13 protein-coding genes are annotated in these 21,647 nt (G+C 63.3%); 8 read left to right on the top strand and 5 right to left on the bottom strand.

Features of this window, described 5'->3' with window-relative positions:
• Positions 1-136 precede the first annotated feature (136 nt).
• The 5 genes from M4J40_RS14930 to M4J40_RS14910 all read right to left on the bottom strand — a co-directional run bounded on the left by M4J40_RS14930 (position 137) and on the right by M4J40_RS14910 (position 7,938).
• Positions 137-454 (bottom strand): NHLP leader peptide family RiPP precursor, encoded by a 318-nt coding sequence (locus tag M4J40_RS14930; RefSeq protein ID WP_251755030.1) that lies wholly within the window; start codon positions 452-454, stop codon positions 137-139.
• Positions 455-679: 225 nt separating this feature from the next.
• Positions 680-1,588 carry a GNAT family N-acetyltransferase gene (locus M4J40_RS14925; protein ID WP_251755028.1) on the bottom strand — a complete coding sequence of 303 codons (909 nt, stop codon included), beginning with the start codon at positions 1,586-1,588 and terminating at the stop codon, positions 680-682.
• 34 nt (positions 1,589-1,622) lie between these two features.
• The gene (locus tag M4J40_RS14920; protein WP_251755026.1) at positions 1,623-3,800 is read right to left on the bottom strand and encodes a SulP family inorganic anion transporter; all 2,178 of its coding nucleotides are present in this window, start codon (positions 3,798-3,800) and stop codon (positions 1,623-1,625) included.
• A 137-nt stretch (positions 3,801-3,937) separates the two neighbouring features.
• Positions 3,938-5,731, bottom strand: a complete 1,794-nt coding sequence (locus tag M4J40_RS22545) for an ATP-binding cassette domain-containing protein (RefSeq protein ID WP_251755025.1) — start codon at positions 5,729-5,731, stop codon at positions 3,938-3,940.
• A complete protein-coding gene (locus M4J40_RS14910) occupies positions 5,728-7,938 on the bottom strand; it encodes a cysteine peptidase family C39 domain-containing protein (RefSeq protein ID WP_251755023.1) in 2,211 nt (736 codons plus the stop codon). Before M4J40_RS14910 ends, M4J40_RS22545 begins: the two co-directional genes overlap by 4 nt.
• A gap of 266 nt (positions 7,939-8,204) precedes the next feature.
• On the opposite strand from M4J40_RS14910, the gene M4J40_RS14905 reads away from it, so the two are divergent.
• From M4J40_RS14905 to M4J40_RS14870, 8 genes are read left to right on the top strand one after another with little or no spacing between them, the layout of a single operon-like run.
• Positions 8,205-9,527: a M48 family metallopeptidase gene (locus M4J40_RS14905; RefSeq protein WP_251755021.1), complete on the top strand. Its 1,323-nt coding sequence runs from the start codon at positions 8,205-8,207 to the stop codon at positions 9,525-9,527.
• 1 nt (position 9,528) lies between these two features.
• Positions 9,529-12,117 carry a FecR domain-containing protein gene (locus M4J40_RS14900; RefSeq protein WP_251755019.1) on the top strand — a complete coding sequence of 863 codons (2,589 nt, stop codon included), beginning with the start codon at positions 9,529-9,531 and terminating at the stop codon, positions 12,115-12,117.
• Positions 12,118-12,145: 28 nt separating this feature from the next.
• On the top strand, positions 12,146-14,365 hold the full coding sequence (locus M4J40_RS14895) for a CHASE2 domain-containing protein (protein WP_251755017.1): 2,220 nt from the start codon (positions 12,146-12,148) through the stop codon (positions 14,363-14,365).
• A gap of 17 nt (positions 14,366-14,382) precedes the next feature.
• Positions 14,383-15,645 carry an NHLP bacteriocin system secretion protein gene (locus M4J40_RS14890; protein WP_251755016.1) on the top strand — a complete coding sequence of 421 codons (1,263 nt, stop codon included), beginning with the start codon at positions 14,383-14,385 and terminating at the stop codon, positions 15,643-15,645.
• Positions 15,642-17,816, top strand: a complete 2,175-nt coding sequence (locus M4J40_RS14885; protein WP_251755015.1) for an NHLP family bacteriocin export ABC transporter peptidase/permease/ATPase subunit — start codon at positions 15,642-15,644, stop codon at positions 17,814-17,816. The genes M4J40_RS14890 and M4J40_RS14885 overlap by 4 nt, the downstream gene beginning before the upstream one ends.
• On the top strand, positions 17,816-20,695 hold the full coding sequence (locus tag M4J40_RS14880; protein WP_251755014.1) for an NHLP bacteriocin export ABC transporter permease/ATPase subunit: 2,880 nt from the start codon (positions 17,816-17,818) through the stop codon (positions 20,693-20,695). The genes M4J40_RS14885 and M4J40_RS14880 overlap by 1 nt, the downstream gene beginning before the upstream one ends.
• Entirely contained in the window at positions 20,695-21,240 is a 546-nt protein-coding gene (locus tag M4J40_RS14875; protein WP_251755012.1) for a cyclic nucleotide-binding domain-containing protein, read from the top strand. The genes M4J40_RS14880 and M4J40_RS14875 overlap by 1 nt, the downstream gene beginning before the upstream one ends.
• Positions 21,237-21,578 carry a DUF3307 domain-containing protein gene (locus M4J40_RS14870; RefSeq protein WP_251755011.1) on the top strand — a complete coding sequence of 114 codons (342 nt, stop codon included), beginning with the start codon at positions 21,237-21,239 and terminating at the stop codon, positions 21,576-21,578. Before M4J40_RS14875 ends, M4J40_RS14870 begins: the two co-directional genes overlap by 4 nt.
• Positions 21,579-21,647 lie beyond the last annotated feature (69 nt).

Below are 21,647 nucleotides of genomic sequence, written 5' to 3'. Positions count from 1 at the left end.
CTGCCGACGTTTCGCCTTGCCCGGGAAAGCTGATCGGGCGGGTGGGGGCCAGGTGTATGGATCAAGGCCTTGGAAGGTGAGGCGCGTCGCCTGGAACACAGGCGACGCGTCTCGCTTCGTTCTGGTGCTGCCGCTTTTACTTGGCCGGCTTCCTGACGCGTTCGTGGCCGTAGAGGATGAAAGCGGAGAAGCTTGTGCCGCCGGAAGCCAGGTCGAGAAGCTCGTCGGGGAGCTCGTCCTGAGCGATTTCAGCCGGCAAAACGATGTTGATCTCGCCGGGCTTCTCATCGATCACATTGATCTTGAAGCTAGGAACAGGGTCGACGCCGAGCAACTGTTGCAGGGCCTTGTGCGGCTCGGACTTGAGGAGAGCGCGAAATTCGCCGTCCGTCTGGGCGCGCTCAATCAGCTTTTCAGAAACCTGGTTTCGCACGGCTGTCATTGTGTCGGACATGTTTCCCTCAGTGTCTATTTGTGTGAAAGATGGTTCGTCGACTTGGTTGGCTTTGCAAAAGCAGCGACGCGTTACTTTCAAAAATGAGTTTCACAACGCATCGCGCCATCGAAGTCACAGAATTTCTATGATTGTCGGCGAGCAGGCGCCAGCGGAACAACAAGGCAAATCGTCTCTCGTTGCAGGGCTTTCGTCCCGTTTCTCGGACAACCGTGTGAAACGACGTCAGAGGCTCTTCTTGGAGATCATCATCAGGTCGGCGCGGTCGGCATGGGGGGCAAATCGGTGCTCCAGCACCCGCCACATCATCGGGAGGCCGGATGAGCTTTCAAAGACGGCGACCGCGTCGGGTCCATGGCGGCTCTCTATGAAGTGGGCCCCCTGTGCATAGGCGACGAGCAACCAGCCACGCTTTTGATGCTCTTCGTGAATCCAGCCCACGGGAAAGCCCCAGCGCCGGACCTCGGCGTGGAACTGGCAGATGACCCATCCGACCACCTCACCGGTGCCGTCGGTCAGGATCATCGAGAAGTCGGGGTCGACGGTGTCGGCCATGAGGCCGATTTGAGTCCAGTCTGGCGCTCGTCCGGCTTCGATCTCCCGCAAGATCAGGGAGCGGGGGTCGCCATCATGGTCGCGCCAAGAGACGATCGTGAGACCGTCGCGGAGTGCGCGCTGGACCAGGCGCTCGCGATCGCGAAATACGTCGCCCGTCTTGCCGACACGACCGAGAATGCGAATTCGCTCGGGTTTGGGGCCGCTCCAGCCAGCGTCGGCGAGCAATGCGGCAAAGCCGGCCGCTCCGGGAAGCTGGTCCGAAAACAATGTAGAAACCAGCTTGCCGCCATCGTCTCGCAAGCGCGTCTCCATCTCTTGCAGAAGTGCCCGCGCCGTTCCCATTCGCCGATGGGGCCTGTCGACCACCAGCGACCTCAACTCGGCATGTCCGGATTGCGCATCCATCGTCGCGAGTGCGAGGCCGATCGGGTTGTCCCGCTCGAAGGCTGCCAACCGGTGGAGCCGGAGCTGCGAGCCTTGGCGCGGAGCCTCCGAGAACGCGCGGGCAAAAGCGGGAAAAGTCAAATGCGACAGCTGACCCACGCTCCGGAAATCGACGCTTCGGATTTCGGTCATCGCACCCGCCGTCATGCGCGCTCTTTCGCCCTGGTCACGCATAGGCAAGCTGCACCATTCGGTTGGCGAGCGACAGGCGCTCGGCAAGGGTTGCGGCGAACAGACGATGGGCGAGTACCGCCAGCTCCGCGTCGTCCACCTCGAGCCGTCTCAGCGTCTCTCCTGTCAGGCAGAAAAGAACGGCGTCCTCTTCCACGATGACATCGGCGGTTCGCTTACCTCCGAGGTAGAAGGCCACTTCGCCGAGCACGGCGCCGGCGGTCATGCTGCGAAGGCGAAGCTTGCGACCGCTTTCAAGCGTGACCTGCACTTTCACCCGTCCGGACGCCAGCACGAAGACGTCACTGGCTTCCTCCCCCGCCGAGATCAGCGTCTCGTCGGCCTTCATCTCGATGCGCCGCATGACGGATATCAGAGCCGGAAGGCGAGGATGTGGACCAAGCTCACGCACCAGGTGCGCGGCTATGCCGATGTTTCGTCCCGTGTCGCCATAGGCGGCCAGCAGCCCGTTCTCGGCCGCTTCCAGCGCGTGATCGAGATCGACTTCCACGGTTAAGGGCAACGGCCTGCCTCGGGTCATCTTCGCACGCTCCGCGATCTGTTGGACGTCGGGGGTCGAGGGAGAGAGGACCACGCTCACCTTCGCCGACGCCAGCATGTTGAAAATCTTGACGAACCCGGCCATCGCCGCCGAGTCCATGCCGCCGACGCTGTGGAAATCCAGGATCAGGCAGTGTGGCGGGGCACCCTTGCCAATCCGGCGCTGCACGGCCCTGACGATCTGCTCGACGGTACCGAAGAACAGATATCCCTGCAGTTCGATGATCTGGATGAGGTGACCGTTCGCGTCGAGAATATGGTTGGAGGTTGATGAACGATCCGTTCGGCTGCGCCGCTCGCGACTGCTCGCTTCCAATCGCACCACGGGCAGGCGGGCATAATTGTAGACGAACGTGACGACCGCGAAGATCAGGCCGAGCGCTATGCCGGTGACAAAGCCGAAAACCATCATGGAAACGACGATCGCCAGAGCCACCACCCATTCGAGAGTGGGCAAAGCCCGCCGCGACGCGATAGCCCAGTCATAGACCAGCTCTCCGCCGAGCATGAGCATCAGGCCGGCGGCGACGAAGAGGGGAATGGCCGAGGCCAGTTCGGTGGCAAAGGGCAAGGCAAGCGCAAGCACGAGCGCCGCGGCGAGACCGGCCGACCTATCCTTGACCCCGAGCCGGCCGGCGAGAAGTGTCATCCCCAAACCGGTGAAACCGGGCGCTCCACCAAGGACTCCCACCGCGAGGTTGGCCTGTCCCGCGATCTTCAGCTCCGTGTTGGCATCGATGTCCCGGCCGGTGGCCGCCTCCAGCCCGCTGGTGTTCAGCAGCAGGCCGGCAATGGTAATCAACGGTATGCCAGCGATGATCGGCAGGATGCGGACAACGACCTGCCAGTTGGCCTGTGCCACGATCGAGATGGGGGAGGGCAGGGCAAGTCCGGCCTGATCGGGAGTGACCTGGGGAAGCCAGTGCAGATGGCGCGCATCTTCGGGCAACAGGCCGATCGAGAGCATGGCTCCATAGAACAGACCGATCGCCAGAAGAGTGATCGCAGGCGCGAAGGCCGGGCTGACGGTCAACCGCAGGCCCACGCTCATGGCGATGGCGAGGAGAACCGCCGGAACGAGAACGGCGAGGATGGCGGGGTCGGTTGCCGAGTGCGCGATGCTTGCCAAGCTCGTTGCGTGGCCGATCATCATCAGCGCACCGTCGATCAGCAGCCAGCCGGACCCCGCCAGGAAACCGGAGATTACCGAATAGGGCAGGAAGCGGATCAGAACGCCGAAACGGAAGCGCCCCGAGAGGTAGCAAAGCGCCCCGGTGCCGATGGTGCTGATGGCGAGAATGGCGAACACGGTCGATATCCGCTCGGCGTCCGTCGCTCCCGCCATGGACGCTGCGGCGGCCGAAACCGCTGCTGCGAGAATGCCAACATTCGTTTCCTGCACCTGCGCGAGGCTGGCGCGGTAACCGCTGCGCCAGGCGACATACACGGCCAGGATGACGCAGCTCAGAAGCATGACGCTGACGCCCTCGCCGAATCCGCTGGCGAGCGTTCCGGAAAAGATCAGCGCCGCGAACGCCACGCTCGTGCCGAGGCTGTCTATGCCGGCGATCAGCCCGAACATGATGGAGTGCAGGTATTTGCGGATCGCCATGTTGGGTTGGGCCTGATGGCCGACTCACAAGAGAGCCCGGCGGAACGGAGAGCGGAACGGCAGCAACGATCCTATAGGTGGGGCGGTTGCCTGAGCAAAACGGCCAAGCCGCCATTTCATCCCGCAATACCGCCATTTCATCCCGCAATACCGGCATTTCGTTCCAGCGATGGCGGAAGGTCGATCCTCCGATCGGCAAGCGCGGCGAGATCCTCCCGATGGGTGGCATAGAGGAGGATGATGTTCCGTCGCCGCGCCGCGGCGATAATCCCCTGGGCGACGTCGAGGTCGAGGACGGACAGCGTTTCGTCGAGGACGAGCAAGTCCGGCTCCTGTGCCAGCGCTTGAGCGACAAGCACCTGTTGGAGCAGGCTGGCAGGCAGCGCGCCTTCGACCAGCAGCGTTTCGAACCCCATGGGGAGCGAGGCGAGGAGCGGCGAGAGGCCGGCATCCTCGGCTGCCCGGCGAATATCCTCGTCGCTCGCTTCGGGAGCGACGGAGCTGATCGCGTTGCGAATTGTCGACGCGGCGGCCAGACTGTCCTGAAAGACGCGCGCAATGCGGGTGCGATAGCCGGAGAGGGAGTCCCAGGGCACTTCGTGGCCATTGACCGACAGGCGGCCGGATTGAGGGCGACAGAGGCCGGTCAGAATGTCGAGTAGGGTCGATTTTCCGCAACCGGAGGGCCCGGTCAACGCAACGGCGTCCCCGCGCTTCAGGACGAAGGAGACGTTGTCGATCAATGGGGCGGCGGCTGCGCTGTGGCGAAAGCGGATATCGATCAGCCCGACCTCGCTCACCACGCTCGGGCCAGGTTCGTGGTTGGCTGTGGAGGGGATAAGGACCGCCTGCGCCTCCACGATCCGACAGCGGGCCGCCCACAGACGCGCAACGTGCTGGCCAAGCCGGACCGAGCCGTGAACGGCCGGAATGAAAAGAAGAAGAGCTGGCAGCTCGTTCCCCCTTGGCTCGGGTTCCTGGAGCGTGAAAGCAAGAGCGCTCGCCGCCACGACGCCAGGCAGGAGCTTGTCGATGGTCCGGGCGAGTGCGCCCCAAAACGCCATGCGCGCCTGGTGCCGTGCCGAGTTCTCCAACTCTGCGAAGACGCGTTCTCCGAGACCGAGCTGTCTCAGAAGAGGCATGCGTGACGTATATCGGCTCTCGATCCGATCGAGCTTGTCCGTTTCAAGGTCAAGCCGAGCATGAACCCAGCCGCGCCCTTGTGCCGTCAGCGCTCCCAGCAGAAACGCGCCGACCGGGAAAGCCCAGAGCACTGAGGAGGAAACGGAGGGTTGAACGAAGGTCAGCCCAAGCAACGCTACCGCCAGCGAAACCGCGCCAACAGCAACTCGTCGCACGGCCCTGGCCGCCGTAAGGGCGCCATTGAGTGCTTGTTTCAGCTGGAAGGCTTGGCTTCGAGCGTCGCTTGAGAGATCGTCGGGGTCTGCCGAAAGAGGAGGTGACCGCAGCAGATGGTCCCAGAACCGTGCGTGAATGCGCAAGCTCTCGTCCCGCCTTAGCCGGTTCTCGCTTCGCCGGGAGGCGAGGAAAAGCAACATAGTGCCGACGATGAGGCCGCCCCGAATGGCGTCATCCGGCGCTTGAAGCAGCAGGAAGGGCAAGAACGACAGGTAGCTCGGAACCCCGCAGAGCAGCATATCGACCAGATAGGCTGGCTGAGGGGCGGCGGGGCACCATCGGGCTATCCATGGGCGAAGAGAAAGCCGCCCGGTTGGCGCCGTCGGATAGACCATGTCGATCCGGTCGGTACCGGCCGAAAGGATTCCTCGCAGCTTGCCGTTATGGAAAAGCCTTGCTCCGTCCGCCAGGCGGATCAGCAGCGGTCCAGCATCGCGGTTCGGTTTGGGGGGCGCCGTGAAACGAATCCGGCGACTGCGGACCCGTTCGTCCGGAAAGCCTCCGTCGCTCACGCCTGCGCTCCCAGTTCAACGGACTGGTCGGCAAAACGAAGAAGGTCGCGGTTCTTTGTGGTGACGACAACTGCAAGACCGCGTTTGCCGAGATTGGCGAGGATGGAACCGGCTAGCTCCGTCTCGATGTTGTCGAGCGCGCCATCCAGGACCACGATCCCGGGAGACCGGCAGAGGGCGCGTGCGATCATGATCCGTCGGATCTGCCCGCCGCTGAGCCGAGGATTGTCGCCCTTGAGAACGAAATCGAGCCCGCCTCGATGCTCGACCACCTTGTCTAGCCTCACCGCTTCGAGTGCCGATCTCAAGGTTTGCTCGTCGATATCCGGCTCTCCCAGCGACAAGTTGTGTCGCAGCGTTCCGGGCACCAGGAACCGTTGATGATCGATGAGGACCGCCGGACACTGAAGGCGAACAAGTCCTGAGGTCGGCTTAATCAAGCCCGCCGCCAACCGGGCGAAACTTGTGGCTCCCGAACCGGGCATCCCATGGGCAATGGCTGTTTCGCCAGCGCGGAGATGAAGGGAGAGTCCCGAGATCACGGCAGGAATGGAGCTGGACGGCGCCCACTCGGCATTTTCCATGATCAGTCGTATGTCCGTCGGCTCACGCCGAGGCGCCAGTGTTTTCGCCGGCGCTTGGGGTGGAGGGTCGAGCAGGCGCAGCAAGGCCTCCTTGGTTGGCCGGAAGCCCAGATCCGAACTTGTGGCTCCCGAACCGGGCATCCCATGGGCAATGGCTGTTTCGCCAGCGCGGAGATGAAGGGAGAGTCCCGAGATCACGGCAGGAATGGAGCTGGACGGCGCCCACTCGGCATTTTCCATGATCAGTCGTATGTCCGTCGGCTCACGCCGAGGCGCCAGTGTTTTCGCCGGCGCTTGGGGTGGAGGGTCGAGCAGGCGCAGCAAGGCCTCCTTGGTTGGCCGGAAGCCCAGATCCGAGGTCGCGAAATGGAGCACAATACTGCTCGCGGCGGCGACTATCAGCGCAAACAAAAGGTCTTCGCTCGCGCCGATTCCCCGAGCCGACAGGCCTATCGGCAAGGCGATCTTGCAGAGATCGAGCGTCGCGACGATCGTATCCGTGGTGTCGTACTGTTCGGAGGCTTCCACGGCGTATGAGGCGTCTCTAGCGTGGCTTCCCGCAAGCGAAGCGAAGAAAGAGTCGGCTCCGCGCCCGATCTTGAACCGCTCCGAGTCCGCCAAATAGCCCGCGCTCACTGCGTGAACCGGCATCGCATCTCTGCCGAAGCGGGCGGCGTGGCTGCTGCGCCGGTACGCCGTTCCAAGAAGGATGGCCGCCTGAAGAAGGGAAAGCGCCACCGTGGGCAGGGTCTGGATTGGCGCGATCGCCACTGAAAACGTGAGGGCGGACGCCAGCCACAGAAGCGCTACTGTGCCGAACGGAGCGCCGTTCCGGTGGAGCCCTCTGAGGGCATTGAAAAAGCCATGCGTCCTGTCCGGCCTGGCATCGAGGTAGTAGCGGTTTGGCGCACTGGCGAGGGCGGACATGAGCAGTTGCCGGACGCCTTTTGCCGCGTCGTATGCCAACAGAGCTGCAAGAAGAAAGGCACCCCCTTGGGCGAACGCTGAGAGCAGGAAAAGACCGCCTGGGGGCGTCACGGCGTCTTCCTTCCCCGCAAACGCCCAAAGTCCAGTCGAGGCGAGGCCGCCGCTGGTCGCGGCAAGGGCGCAGGCCAAAAGGAACAAGGGAATCTGCGGCCTGAACGCGGCAATGATGGCGCGGGCGAGCGAGAAGGGACGTCCGCGCGGCACTGTATCGCGCGGCGATAGCCGGAGAACGATGCCCGTGAAGTCACGGGAGAACTCCTCTCGCGTCACGACGATCGGTCCGGAGGACGGGTCGTTCAGGTGCACCGCCTTCTCCGAGATTCTCTCGACGACGGCGAAGTGGATGAAGCGCATGTGGGCGATAAGTGGCAGACCCAGTTTCTCTAGGTCGGATGGCTCGGCCCGGCGCGCGCTAGTGGTAAAGCCCTCGCTTTCCGCAATCTGACGCAGCTGACGCAAGGTTGATCCCAGAAGCGTCGAACCGGCACGCTGGCGCAGTTCGCCGAGAGAAATGTGAACCCCATGGTAGCCGAGCAGAATTCCCAGGGCCGCGAGGCCGCACTCTGCGTGTTCGCCCTGACGGATGTCAGGCGTTTCCGTCTTTCGACGCGGTGATGGGCGGAACGAAAATCCCATGTTTGTGGCTATGCGATGCCTCTGTTGGCACCGCCGCAATAGCCGACCGCAGGGGGCGATGGCAGTGGAAAGCGCCCCATGGGACAAAATGCAATTAATCTGGGACGGAAGGGCGTCTCGTAAGTCGTTGATTTCGCGTCAAGTCGCCAAGCTTCGTGCTAGAGGGACGGGACGCTATAGGTAGTTTCAATGACCCCATGTTGATCAATATGATTTTTCGAGACGGACGCCCTGTTCTGTATGCAGTTCTTGCTTTCCTGGCGGTGATGTCGGCGGCCCAAGTCGCGGGCGCTGCATCCACCGATCACAATCGCCCGCCACGCGCTTCGGCCGAGGACTTGGTCAAGATCGAAGAGCGGCGTACGGCGCTGTTTCAGGTGATGCTCGACAACCCGGGCAACTTGGACGCGGCTTTTGAGTACGCGGCCCTGTCCTCCCAGGTCGGAGACCTCGAGGGGGCGATCGCGACGCTTGAGCGCATGCTGATTTTCGCGCCCGGCCTGCCACGCCTGCAACTGGAGCTCGGCGTTCTTTACTTCCGGCTGGGCGCTTATGAAACCGCCCGCACCTATTTCGATGCGGCCGTTGCCGTTCCCGACGTTCCTGAGGAGGTGCGCCAAAAGGTCGCCACTTATCTGGCCGCCATCGACCAGAAGAGCGATGGGGTCGGCGTGTCAGGGTCGTACACGGTTGGGACAAGGTACCAGACGAACGCGAACGGTGGTCCGACCTCGTCGCTGGTGAACCTGAGAGGGTTTGGCTACGAGCTGTCCGATGATGCGAGGCGCTCGCCGGATGCGAATGTCTTCGTCAACGGCGAGGTCCGCTCGACCTTCGACCTCCCCGCTCAGGGCGTGGAGTTCAAGCTGAGCGGCCAGGGGCAGACCGAATTCTACAAGGATCGCTCCGACCTCAATCTTGGCTTTCTGGAAGTAACCGCAGGCCCCTCTTTCGATCTCAATCGGTTCGGACTGGAAGGCTACTCGCTGGATCTCTATGGCGTGGGAGCCGGCGCCGTTCTTTCCGGCGACCCCTTCCTTGCCTCCTTCGGTGCAGGGGCTCTGCTCGGTGCGAGACCCACAACCGAAGTCTATTATGGCCTGCGAGGCGAGTATCGCCACGAGACCTTCTTCAACTCCGACGATCACCCGACAATGGCCGCGAAAAGCGGTGATCGTTTCCAGCTCCAGATGGCCGGGACCTATCGCCTCACTCCCTCGGTCAGCGTCGGGCTTGCCGGTATAGCCGATCGCTTCCGGGCCGAGGCGGCTTACAACACCTACTGGCAGGTTGGCGGTGTCGCCGGCTTTTCCATCGACTACGCCTCGCCGATCGACGCCCTGCCGGGCGCGTGGAACTTCGCCATATCCAGTCAGCTGTCCCGTCGCGTCTATGACGGAGCCGATCCCATGGTCAGCACCGACAGCCAGGACACGACGAAATGGGCCGTCAACCTCACCCAGACAATTCCGATTGAGACCGATCTCGCGGCTCAACTGCAGGCGGGCTACCAGCACGCCTGGTCCAATTACGATACCTCCAAGTCTGACAACTTCTTCCTAAGCATTGGTTTGAAAAAGGTTTTCTGACATGGCGCAGTCAAGGAAGTACCTCGTTGCCGTCGGGGTTGCGCTCTGCGTTGCCGTACCCACGGAGTACGCTCACGCGGCGACGCGCGTCGGCGTCACCTCCGCCGTCAATCCGGATGCCCAGGCTCTGCGTCCGGGGCGCTCGGCGAAGACCATCACGCTGGGCGACGAGGTGATCCACAATCAGGTGATCAACACCAGCGGCGAAGGTCTGGTACAGATTCTCCTCGCCGATGGAACCACGTTTACAGTGGGGCCGAACTCCCGTCTGACCATCGACAGCTTCGTCTATGACCCGGAAGCCGGGACGGCCAAGGTTTCCGCGAGCCTCTCCAAAGGCTTCATGCGCTTCATCGGCGGGCGTACATCGAAGACGCCCGGCGGCGCGACCATCAACACCCCTATCGGCACGGCAGGCATTCGCGGCGCCGTCGTCGACATCGACCTCGGCGCGATGGGCCAGCAGTCCGGCGACAAGGGCAAGCGAGGCGGAAAGGCACGGAGCGACGGAAGCGATTCTTCGGCTCCGCCTCATGTCTCGCTGATCTTCGGGCATGAAGTGACGCTGTCCGCGAACGGGGTCAGCAACAGGCTGTTCAAGGCCGGTTATTCGATCACTGTCGATGGTGGGCAGGCCAAGGTCATCCGCACGCCGCCGTCCTTCCTGCGGTCCGTGCAAGACCGGCTTGCGGGGCGTCCCGGTACGACCGGAGGCGCCGCGACGCCTCCGAGCGATCAGACCGTACGCAGCAGTGGGGTCGAACGGCACAACTCGGGCAGTCCGCTGGCCTCGAACGTACCGGTGCCGCTTCCTCGTCCGGAAAAGGCCTCCGAAAAGGTCGTGGAACCCGCGCAGACAGACTCCGCGGAGCGCGCTGCGGAGAAAGCCAAGGATGCGCCGGCGGGCACGCGCACCGCGGCGATCCGCGTGCTGACGTCCCGCGATCCCGCTGACGGTGGCGGCAACGGCATTCTCGGTGGCTCGGCCGCGACGGATCGTCAGGGAACGCTGACCGGTATGGAAGGTTCGGACGGCACCGCAACACTGAACGACAGCTCCACGTTGGCATTGCCGGTCTATGCCGACAGCGCGTTCACGAGCCATGCCCTGAGCGGCATCGCCTATGGCGGCTCGACCTACTCCGGCCTCGGCTATGTCGGACTGGAGGGCTTCAGGGCCTACATGCTCACCAGTGGTTCGGATCCGCTCTATGCGATTGCCGGAACTCCCACGGCGAACACTCCCAGCGCCTTTTCCGCCTCGGGTACACGCCATTACTCCCTGACCGCCGATGCCCTGAATGCGGTGACGACGGGAGCGGGAGCCGCGATCCCCTTCACCTACGGACCGAGTCTCTCAGGCGTCGACATGAGCGGCGCCCAGTCGAGCGACTTGCTGATCGCGGGAACTCCAGCCAACAGCAACACGAACATTGCGGCCAAGGCGCTTCAGGCCTGGCTCGTGATCGACGGGACGGGCGCCGGCCAGAAAAGCGCAATCGGCGTGACGACGGGCAATATCGAGCGCCTCAGTGACGGCGTTTCCTACGGGTTCGTCGGCAAGCGAGGCGGCAGTCAGAGGCTCGATTCCTCAGATGGGAGCACTTCCTACTACGGCACCGTGGCGAGCGCCGCCGGGTCCGGAGGCGGAACGTCGATCTTTGGATCGAATGGACAGAATCTCGTTCTGACCAACGATCTCAGCGATGCCAATGCAACGTTCACCGATACCCCGAACTACGGGACGTCCTTGCCCATCGGCGATACGAGCTTCTCGACGGCGCATGTGGCCAATCTCGTCTCGACCGACCAGACCACGACCCGGAGCTATGATGGCAAGACGCTGACCGGCTACAGTTCCGTCGCCATGTCCGTGAACTTGTCGACCGTGCTGAAAGCGGGTACCGCCAGCATGACATTCAATGGAGCCAACGGCACCTTCGGCGCGACCTTCAAGCAGTTCGACGACGATGGAAACGCCTATAACGACGAAATAGGTTTTACCGACAGCTACGGTGGCGCCGTCTACCTCGATGACGAAACCTTTGCTTCCTCGGGTTCCAGCCATCGCTCCTACGTCGTCAACTCGAAGCTTGCTCCGGCCAAGATCTTCGATGGCGGTGCCTCCTCCGAGCTTTGCTCCTGCTCCTATCTGAGCTGGGGGTGGTGGGGAGAAGCTGAGAGCGCGGACAGCTCGATTACCTCGTCGCACATGGGCAACTGGGTGATCGGCGACGTCACGGCCAACATCGACATGCCCGCGTCGGGAACCGCCACCTACTCCGGACATGCCGTTGGAACTGTCCTCGATGGCGGCAACCAGTATATCGCGACTGGTGACATGGCGGCGTCCGTGGACTTCGGATCCCGCACCGGCAACGTGGCTATCAGTGATTTCGATGGGCGCAGTTTCGGCAGTAGCGTTTCCTTTGCCGGTTCCTCCACTTTTACGGGGACGGACGGCACAACCTCGCTGACCGGTTCGTTCGTGAACGGCAACGGATTGTCCGCCGAAGGTCTGATGGGGGCCTTCACGACCTCGAACGGTGGGTGGTCGGCGTCCGGCATCTTCGCTGGAGACAGAAACTGATGTCTCAGGCAGCCGACGGCACACTCGAATGAAACCGACCACCGGGCAGGGGGCAGCGCCCCCGTCTTCATTGAACCGGTTGACGGTGCTGGCGGGATTCATGGCGCTTGCGATCTGCCTGATCGGAATGCGCACGTGGCCTGCGGTCACCGAGGTGCTGACCAATCAGGTCTTCGATGGCTACCAGAGGCTTTTGCCGAGAACGGCGACCGAGCCGCCGGTTGTTGTGGTCGACATCGACGAGACGTCCATCTCCGAACTCGGCCAATGGCCCTGGTCGCGACGGGGCATCGCTTCGATCGTCGATCGTCTTCATGAACTCGGCGCGGCCGCCATAGGCTTCGACATCGTGTTCTCGGAACCGGATCGCCTTTCTTTGAGCAGGGCAGTCGACGATTTGCGCGAACAAGGCGCAATTGTCAGCCTCCCGCCCGCAGCCGAGGAACTGGACAGCGACGCCTTTCTTGCAAGGGCCCTTTCAAACGCCAACGCGGTGATGGGACTTGCTCTGACGGACGAGGGGCGAGAGCCACCACCGAAGCCCAAAGCCGGCTTTGCCTATGGAGGGACCGACCCGCGCCTTTATCTCACGCACTTCACCAGTGCCGTGCGCAACCTCGATCTTTTGCAAACCTCCGCTGCCGGCGCCGGCTTCTTCTCGTTTGCGACCAGTCGGGACAACGTGATCCGAGCCATGCCTCTGGCGGCGGTGGCGGGCAACGAGATATTTCCAGCCCTCAGCGTGGAGACGCTGCGGATCGCGCAGGGCGCATCGGGTTTCGTGATCCGAACCAGCGATGCCAGCGGTCAGGGTGGCGGTGGCGCCGCGGCAATGGTGGACTTGCGGGTAGGGGACCTGACCGTGCCCACCGATGCCGAAGGTCGCATGCGCATCTATTACTCGGGCATGCCGAACATGCCGGTAATCCGTGCGGCGGACCTCATCGCAGGGCGGATGGGCGCCGAGGCGTCGGCGTCGGTCGAGGGGCGGATCGCCCTGATCGGCACCAGCGCGGTAGGGCTTCGCGACATCGTCGCCACGCCCATCGCCTCGGCCATGCCGGGGGTGAATGTCCACGCCGAAATCATCGACCAGATCGTCGCCGGGGCCTTTCTGAGGGAGCCGGACTGGGCCGAGGGAGGAACCTTGCTCGCGACCTTCCTGTCGGGCGTGATCCTGATCGGGGTTGCGAGCCGCAGCGGAGCCTTGCTCAGCAGCGCCGCCCTCTTGTTCCTGTCGGCGACGCTGGCGACCATTTCCTGGCTTGCCTTCGCTCGGGCGCAATACCTGGTGGATCCGGTCGGGCCGATCGCGACGTTGTTTGTCGTCTTCCTTATCCTCACCCCCTTGCGCCTTGCGCTCGAAAATCGCGAGAAGCGCTTCGTCAAGAACGCCTTCGGGCGATACCTGGCACCGGCCCTTGTGGAGCGCCTGGCCAACGAGCCGCGCGCCTTGCAGCTCGGCGGAGAAACCCGGCGCCTGACGGTGCTCTTCTCTGATATTCGCGGCTTCACGACCCTGTCGGAGGGGATGGATCCGCAGGCGCTGACAGCACTCATCAACGACATCCTGACGCCGCTGACCGACGTATTGCTGCAGGGCGAGGCAACGATCGACAAGTATATCGGCGATGCGATCATGGCCTTCTGGAACGCACCGCTCGATATCGACGGGCATGAGGAGAAAGCCTGCCGCGCCGCGCTCGCCATGCTCGGCGTGGTCGAAGCTCTCAATAGCACGCGATCCGATCCGATCCGCATCGGCATCGGCCTGAACACCGGCGAGGCCTGTGTCGGCAATCTCGGCTCGGCGCAGCGCTTCAGCTACTCGGCTCTGGGCGACAGCGTCAATCTGGCCTCGCGCATCGAGAGCCTGACGAAGTTCTACGGGGTGGATATCGCCGTCAGCGAGTTCACCTGCGAGGCGGTTCCGAACTTCGCCTTCCTCGAGCTGGATCTCGTTCGCGTCAAGGGCAGGTCGGCGCCGGTTCGCCTGCACACACTCCTGGGGGATGAAACGATGGCGCGCCGCCAGGAGTTCATCTCCCTGCGACAGCAGCACGACAAGTTCCTCCATCTCTACCGTGAGGGAAGCTTCACCGCCGCGCGGGAGAGACTCACCGCCCTGCGCGGCGTTGCCCCTTCGACGATGGTTACCCTCTACGAGATCTACGCCGAACGCCTTGCCTCCCTCCTCGCCGACCCGCCCGGCGCGTGGGACGGCGTCTATGTCGCACGCTCCAAGTAGTCCGGAAACGCTGGATCATGTCTGCTCAGAACAAGAACCTCTACCGACAGGAAGCACTGGACCGGCTGTCCTCTCCCGAACAGCTTGACGAGGCTATCGTCATAACCAGCCCGGGGGGCTGGATGGCTCTTGCCGGGGTTGTCGTGCTGTTGGCAACCTTTGTCGTGTGGGGCTTCACGGCGAGCATTCCAACCCGCATCTCCGGCCAGGGTATCCTCATTTACGGGGGCGGGCAGATCGTCGATGCAATCTCGGCGGCCTCAGGACCATTGACGCATCGCCACGCGGAAATTGGCAGTCGGGTCCGCCAAGGCGACGTGCTAGCCGAAATCAGCCAGCCGGACGTGTCGAGCCGTCTGGAAATGGCCGAGGCACAGGCGAGCGCGGCGCGCGAGGCCATGGAAGCCTTGCGCCGTGAGCAGAAGGTTCTGGGCGCGGCGCGTGGGGACAACGCAGATGCCAGGAAGGCAGCCCTGGAGGCACAGATCCTGGCCGCCGAGCAGCGTCGGGAGGCTTACCGCAAGTTCGTCGAAAACCAGGAGAAGCTCGCGGCTGGGGGCGTGACGACCGCGAGCGCCGTTCAGCAGGCCCGCGAACAGCTTTCGAACGCCAGCCTCGACATTGCGACTGCTCGTACCGGCTTGTTGACACTCGCGGCCGAGCAACTTGCCGTCCGGTCGGAAGACGAGCGCCGGCTGTTCGAGCAGGAACAGAAGGTTCTGGCGGCAGAAGCCGAGGTTCGGCAATTGAGCTTGCAGCTTTCGGCCTTCGGCAAGATCACGAGCCCTGCGGACGGAGTCCTTGTCGAGTGGAAGGCCCCTTTCGGCGCCTATACGGCGGCCGGAACCCGCATTGCGTCCGTGGCAAGCGGCGACGGCTCGCTTCAGTTCATGCTTTACGTGCCGCCCGCGCAAGGAAAGCGCGTTCGGACCGGCATGCCTGTTCATATCGAACTCGGCGGCATGCAGAAGGAAGAGTGGGGTACGCTGGTCGGGCGCGTGAAGTCGGTGTCGGACTTTCCTGCCACTCACGAGGGCATGCAGGCGATCCTGCAGAACGACGCCTTGGTCGGTCGGTTTTCCAAGGAGGGGGCTCCTTTCGCCGTTCTGGTCGAGCTCGAGAAGGACGCGGCGACCGCCAGCGGCTACCGCTGGTCGGGCGGAACGGGGGCACTCGCCAGCCTGAGTCCGGGAACGACGGGCACCGCCAAGGTTACCGTCGATAGCCGAAAACCCGCTTCCTTCCTGCTGCCCTTCCTGAAAAAGGCGGTCGGCCTATGAGCGGGGCAGGGGCTCTCAAGCTGTTCGGCGGTGTGGTCGGTCGCAAGAGGACGCGGGCAACGCCGCAAATCCTTCAGATCGAGGCCGTCGAATGCGGGGCGACATGCTTGGCGATCATCCTCGCCCATCATGGCCGTTGGGTGACGCTTGAGGAAATGCGCATCGCCGCGGGCGTCTCTCGCGACGGCACCAAGGCGAGCAATCTTCTGAAGGCCGCCCGTGGCTACGGCATGAACGCGAAGGGCTTCCGAAAGGAAGTCGACAATCTGATCGATGTTCCCTGGCCCGCGATCCTGCACTGGAATTTCAACCATTTCGTCGTGCTTGAGGGGATTCGGGGAAAAAAGGCCTATATCAACGACCCCGCGTCAGGTCGCCGAACCGTCTCGATCGCCGAGCTCTCGCAGGCCTTCACGGGCGTGGTGCTCGCCTTCGAGCCTTCAGAAGAGTTTCGCCCCGCCGGGGAGCAGCCACTCGCCTTGCCTTTGATGCTCGAGCGCCTGACGGGGTCCAGGAAGGGTCTCCTCTTCGTTCTGCTCGCCTCGCTGGCCCTGGTGGTGCCGGGCATCGCCGTTCCGGTCTTCACGCGCGCATTCATCGACACGATCCTGGTTGCGCAGCAGGAGGACTGGTTCCTGCCGTTCGCGATCGCCTTGCTGTTCGTGGTGCTGCTGCGTGGAGTTGCCACGCTGCTGCAACAGGTCGGCCTCAGACGGCTGGAAATGAAGCAGGTCGTCGTGCCGTCGAGCAAGTTACTCTGGCACATGCTTCTCCTGCCGGCCGAGTTCTACGCTCAGCGCCACCCCGGCGAGCTTTCCGGTCGCCTCAGTGCGAACGAAAGGGTCGCCGATCTTTTGTCGGGGCGTTTGTCGTCGGCTGTCTTCAACTTGACCAACCTGTTTGCCTATGCGGCCATCATGTGGATGATGAATCCGGTTCTGGCCGGTTGGATGCTCGCCATTCAGCTGCTTTACGGCATCGTCATCCATCAAGGTGGCAAGGTCCAGCGGACACAAAGCACCAAACTCGGTGTGGAAATGGGTTCGCTGCTCGCCGCCACGCTCGGTCCTATCCGGGCGATCGAGACCCTGAAAGCGTCCAACATGGAGGCGCAGGCCTACCGTCGATGGACGGGGCTGCACAGCAAGGTACTGGGCACCAGGGCGCGTCTGGCTCAGGCGCAGACTTTGATCAACGCCATTCCCTCCTTGATTCAGGCCCTTGCCAACGTCCTCGTTCTGGTGCTCGGCGCCATTGGCGTCATGAATGGCCATATGTCGCTCGGCGCCCTCGTCGCCTTTCAGGGGCTTGCCAGAAACTTCAATGCGCCGATGCTTGAGCTCATCGGTCTCGCCGGTCAGATACAGACGATCCGCGCCGATCTGGTGAAGATCGCCGATGTGAACCGGGCCAAGAGGATTGTCGAGGGCGACGTCTCCCTCGTGCCGGCCTCGAGCCGGCTCGAGCTCGATTGCGTCAGCTTCGGCTATTCTCCTCTTGATCCGCCTCTCATCCAGGACTTCTCCCTGAGCTTGAAACCCGGCGCTCGCGTCGCCCTCGTTGGCGGGTCCGGCAGTGGCAAGACGACCGTTGGCCGCATGATCGCCGGCCTGCAAACGCCTTGGAGCGGCGAGATCCGTATCGGCGGCATCAACGCCCAGGCGCTGGCGCAGTCGCGCCGATCCCAGGTGATCGGCTATGTCGACCAGGAGATATTCCTGTTCGAGGGAACAGTCCGCGACAACCTGACGCTCTGGGATGACACCATTCCGCAGGAGGCGCTGATTTCGGCTCTCTCCGACGCCGCGATACTCGACGACGTGCTGATGAGGCCTGGACAGCTCGACGCGCGCGTTGCCGAGGGCGGCTTGAACTTCTCAGGTGGCCAGCGCCAGAGGCTGGAACTGGCGCGGGTCCTGAGTGCCAACCCTTCCCTCATCGTGCTGGACGAGGCCACGGCGGCGCTCGATCCGGTGACGGAGAAACAGATCGACGACAACCTGCGCCGCCGCGGCTGCGGCTGCCTCATTATCGCTCACCGGCTCAGTACCGTGCGCGACTGCGACGAGATCGTCGTCATGAGCCGGGGGCGCATCGTCGAGCGGGGCGATCATGACACGCTGATGCGGCTCGACGGAGAGTATGCCCGGCTGGTGCGAGGGGGCGCCTGATGTATCAGAACGCGGAAGCGATGAAAGGCGGCCAGCCGCTGGCACATGTCATCGAGGGCGGTGGAAACCGGCCTCTGGCGCTGGACGGCGGCTTTGCCGCCTACAGGCTGCTCCGTGGCTATGCGGACATATTCGTTGTCGACCGCGTCGGAGATCGGCGCCGTCACCTCTTCCGGCTGGAAAAGGGTGGGATGCTCTTCTCGACGGAGGCCGAGGCGGAGGGGTGCCTGGTCGCCATCGGAGGGCTCGGCTCCTGTTTCGAGCGGGTTGGCCTGGAGGTCGGGTTGGCGAAGGCCTCGTCAGTCGGCGAGTGGGTGCGCTGCATGAATGGCGCCCTCGGCGGCTCGCGCGACTGGCCGACCCGGCTGATCGAGACGGAAGCCATCGATCTTCGGCCGGGAGAAACCTGCTCGGCGGCTGCCGGTGATTTCGCCTTGGTCGCTGCAGACGAACCGGCATTCGTCTGGAACGGTCGCGTCCTCGAGCCGGCATCACCTTTCCTGATCGCCGCGCCAGGTCAGCTGGAGGCCCGGGAAGAAGGGCGCCTGCGTCCGGTCGTCGATCCAGGCCTACAGGATATGGCCGAAGGGCTTGCCAACCTGTCCCGCATGATGGTGGGCGCCGTACTCGCCATTTTCGAAGCGGAGCGAACGGAGGCGAACAGGCGGCAGGACATGCGGGCGGCCTCGTCCACCGGCCGCTTCTCGGAGGCGTTGGGCACCCTTGCCAAGGTAGGCGACAACTGGACGCCGGTTCTGAACCCCTGGCACGCCGCGATCGAGGCGGCGATGAAATCCCTTGGTCGGCCGTCACGCATTCTTCCTGACGAGACGCGACGAAAGCTGTCGGAGGCAAGGGCGTTCGAGCCGGTTCTGCGCGATTTGCTGCTCGACTACCGGGAGGTTGTCCTCAAAGAGGGATGGTGGAAGCGCGATGGCCTTCCGATGCTGGCGGAAACTGTCGAGGGAGAGCCCTTGGCCCTGGTGCCGGCGCGACGAGGTGGCTTTCTGGCAATCGGTTCCGACGGTCAACGCAGGGTGGATGCAGCCGTCGCCGCGACGCTTCGCCAAAAGGCTCTGCAACTCTATCCGCTGCTCGAGGACCGGCGACTCGCTTTCCGGGATCTCGCCCGTTTCGCCACGCGCGGAATGGGGGCGGAGGCGCAGATTGTCGTCGTCACATCGATCCTGGCTGCGCTGACCATGGCCTTGCTACCCGTCGCGACCGGCATTCTGTTCGACACGGTCGCGCCGCTCAACGATCGCTCCGGCCTTTGGCAGGTCGCGCTGCTGCTCATCGCGGCAGCGTTCGGACAATCGATATTCGAGCTGACACGCGCCATGACGGTCGAGCGAATTGAAGCCACCCTGGATGCCAGGATGCAGGCCGCGATCGTGCTGCGTCTCTTCCGGCTTCCGGCAAGCTTCTTCCAGCGATACGCGGTGGGCGAACTCGGGCAGCGTACACTGGGTTTGCAGGAGGTGCGGCAGCTTCTGACCGGCTCGACGCTTGCCGGCATCTTCGGACTGATCGGCACGGTGTCGGGCCTCGCCACCATGGCCTTCATCAACTGGCGGCTGACCCTTTTCGCATTGGCGCCCATTCTGATCACCGTGGTCGTGTCGGGATGGATCGCCCGCCGGCAACTGCGCCACGAACGCGCCCGTTTCGAGCGTCGCGGTGGAAGCTTCCTGCTTCAGGTCCTGATTGGCTTGCCCAAGCTCAGGGCGGCAGCTGCGGAAATGCGCGCTTTCGCTGAATGGACGTGGCGAACCGTGAACGAGCGCCGCGAGCTGGAACAGTCGCGACGCTGGCAGGGCTGGCAGATGGTCGGCGTTGCCGTTCTCGGCCCTTTGTCGCTGCTTTTCCTCTTCGGCTGCCTTCTCCTTGTCATGAAATCGGAAACCGCGAACGCGGCCCTTGAAGCGATGGTCATGGGCAGTGGCGCGGCCGGCGAAGCCGCGAGCCTTTCCACCGGCATGTTCGTTGCCTTCATTACGGCGTTCGGCCAGGTGTCGGCGGCCCTGACGGGAACGATCACCGCCGTCTCCGAACTGCTCACCATCGACCCTCTCGTGGAGCGGACGATGCCGATCGTCGAGGCGGAGCCGGAAATCTCCAGGGAACGGGAGGCTCCGGGCAGGCTTTCCGGCGAGATCGCCTTCAACAGGGTGCACTTCCGTTACTCCCCCGAAAGTCCCTTGGTCCTTCGGGACGTCAGCTTCCACATCAGGCCCGGCGAGTATATCGGCATCGTCGGGGAGTCGGGCAGTGGCAAGTCGACGATCATGCGTCTTCTGCTGGGCTTCGAGACGCCTGAGGAAGGCGGGCTGCTGTTTGACGGCAAACCGTCGGACCGGCTGGACCCCACGCTGCTCCGCAAGGAGATCGGCGTCGTCCTGCAGAACGGCCGCATCACGCCGGGCTCGATCTATGAGAACATAGCGGGAGCCTCGGGGCTTGGTCTGGAGGCGGCCTGGGCGGCGGCGCGGCTGGTGGCGCTTGCGCCCGACGTCGAGGCCATGCCCATGGGCATGCATACGGTCCTCAGCGACGGCGGTGGCGCGCTTTCGGGCGGCCAGCGGCAGCGGATCCTGCTTGCTCGCTCTCTGGTGAGCGAGCCCAAGATCCTTCTTCTCGACGAGGCGACCAGCGCCCTCGACAACCGTACCCAGCAGGTGGTGACGGATACCCTGGCGCGTCTGCAAGTGACTCGGATCGTCATCGCACACCGATTATCCACCATTCGCGAGGTCGACCGGATTCTGGTCATGGACAAGGGTCGCCTCGTCGAGAGCGGTACCTATGACCAACTGATCGAGGCAGGGGGGCTTTTCCATGCGCTCGCCCGGCGCCAACTTCTGGAGAACGAGGCCTGATGCGCAAAGTGCTATACATCCTTGGGCAGCTCGACGACGAGGACATCGAGTGGATGGCCCGCACGGGACGCCGGTTCTCGGCGTCCGCCGGGCAGGTTCTCATTCGCGAGGGAGAGATCGTGAGTGACCTGTTCTTCGTTCTGTCGGGCGAGGTGGTGGTGACTGTTTCCGGTATCGGAGAGGTTGCTAGGCTCGGTCGCGGCGAGGTGGTTGGCGAAATGTCCCTGGTCGATTCCGCGCCGCCATCTGCCACCGTCGAGGCCACGAATGGCGCGTTCATTCTCGCGGTGGACAAGAGGGACCTTCAGGCACGGCTGAGCGAAAACCCGGCCTTCTGCGGACGCTTCTACAAGGCGCTGGCGATCTTTCTCGCCGATCGCCTTCGCAACACCACCCAGCGCATGAACTCCCGAACCGGACTCAAGGCAGGAGCCGTGATGGAAGACGAGCTGGATGACGGCATTCTCGATACGATATCGCTGGCCGGCGCCCGTTTCGAGCACATGTTGACCCGCCTGTCTCGCAGCGAGGAACACCCGACATGATCGAGGACGGCTTTCTCGTTTCCCTGGCGCTGCTGATCTTCTGTCATGCGCTTGGAGACTATCCGCTGCAGAACGACTTCATGGCACGCGGCAAGAACTGGAAGACGCCGGTACCCGGCGTGCCCTGGTTCTATCTGCTGGGCGCCCATTCGGTCATCCACGGTGGACTGGCAGGGCTCGCGACGGCTTCACCTATCGTCGGAATTCTGGAGGCCGTAGCTCATTTTTTCGTTGACTCCCTCAAGAACAAAGGGATTATTTCTATTCATGGGGACCAAGCGCTACACATTGCATGCAAGGTAGTATGGGCGGTGATGGTGGTTGGCGGTTGGGTCTGAGAACGCGTTTGTCTTGAACCTTCCGCTATTCGCTTTTTTTGACGCATGGACTTCACGATTGTTGTCCTT

Source organism: Pleomorphomonas sp. JP5 (genome assembly GCF_023721815.1).
Taxonomy (GTDB): domain Bacteria; phylum Pseudomonadota; class Alphaproteobacteria; order Rhizobiales; family Pleomorphomonadaceae; genus Pleomorphomonas.
This window is presented reverse-complemented; position numbering and strand designations above follow the sequence as displayed.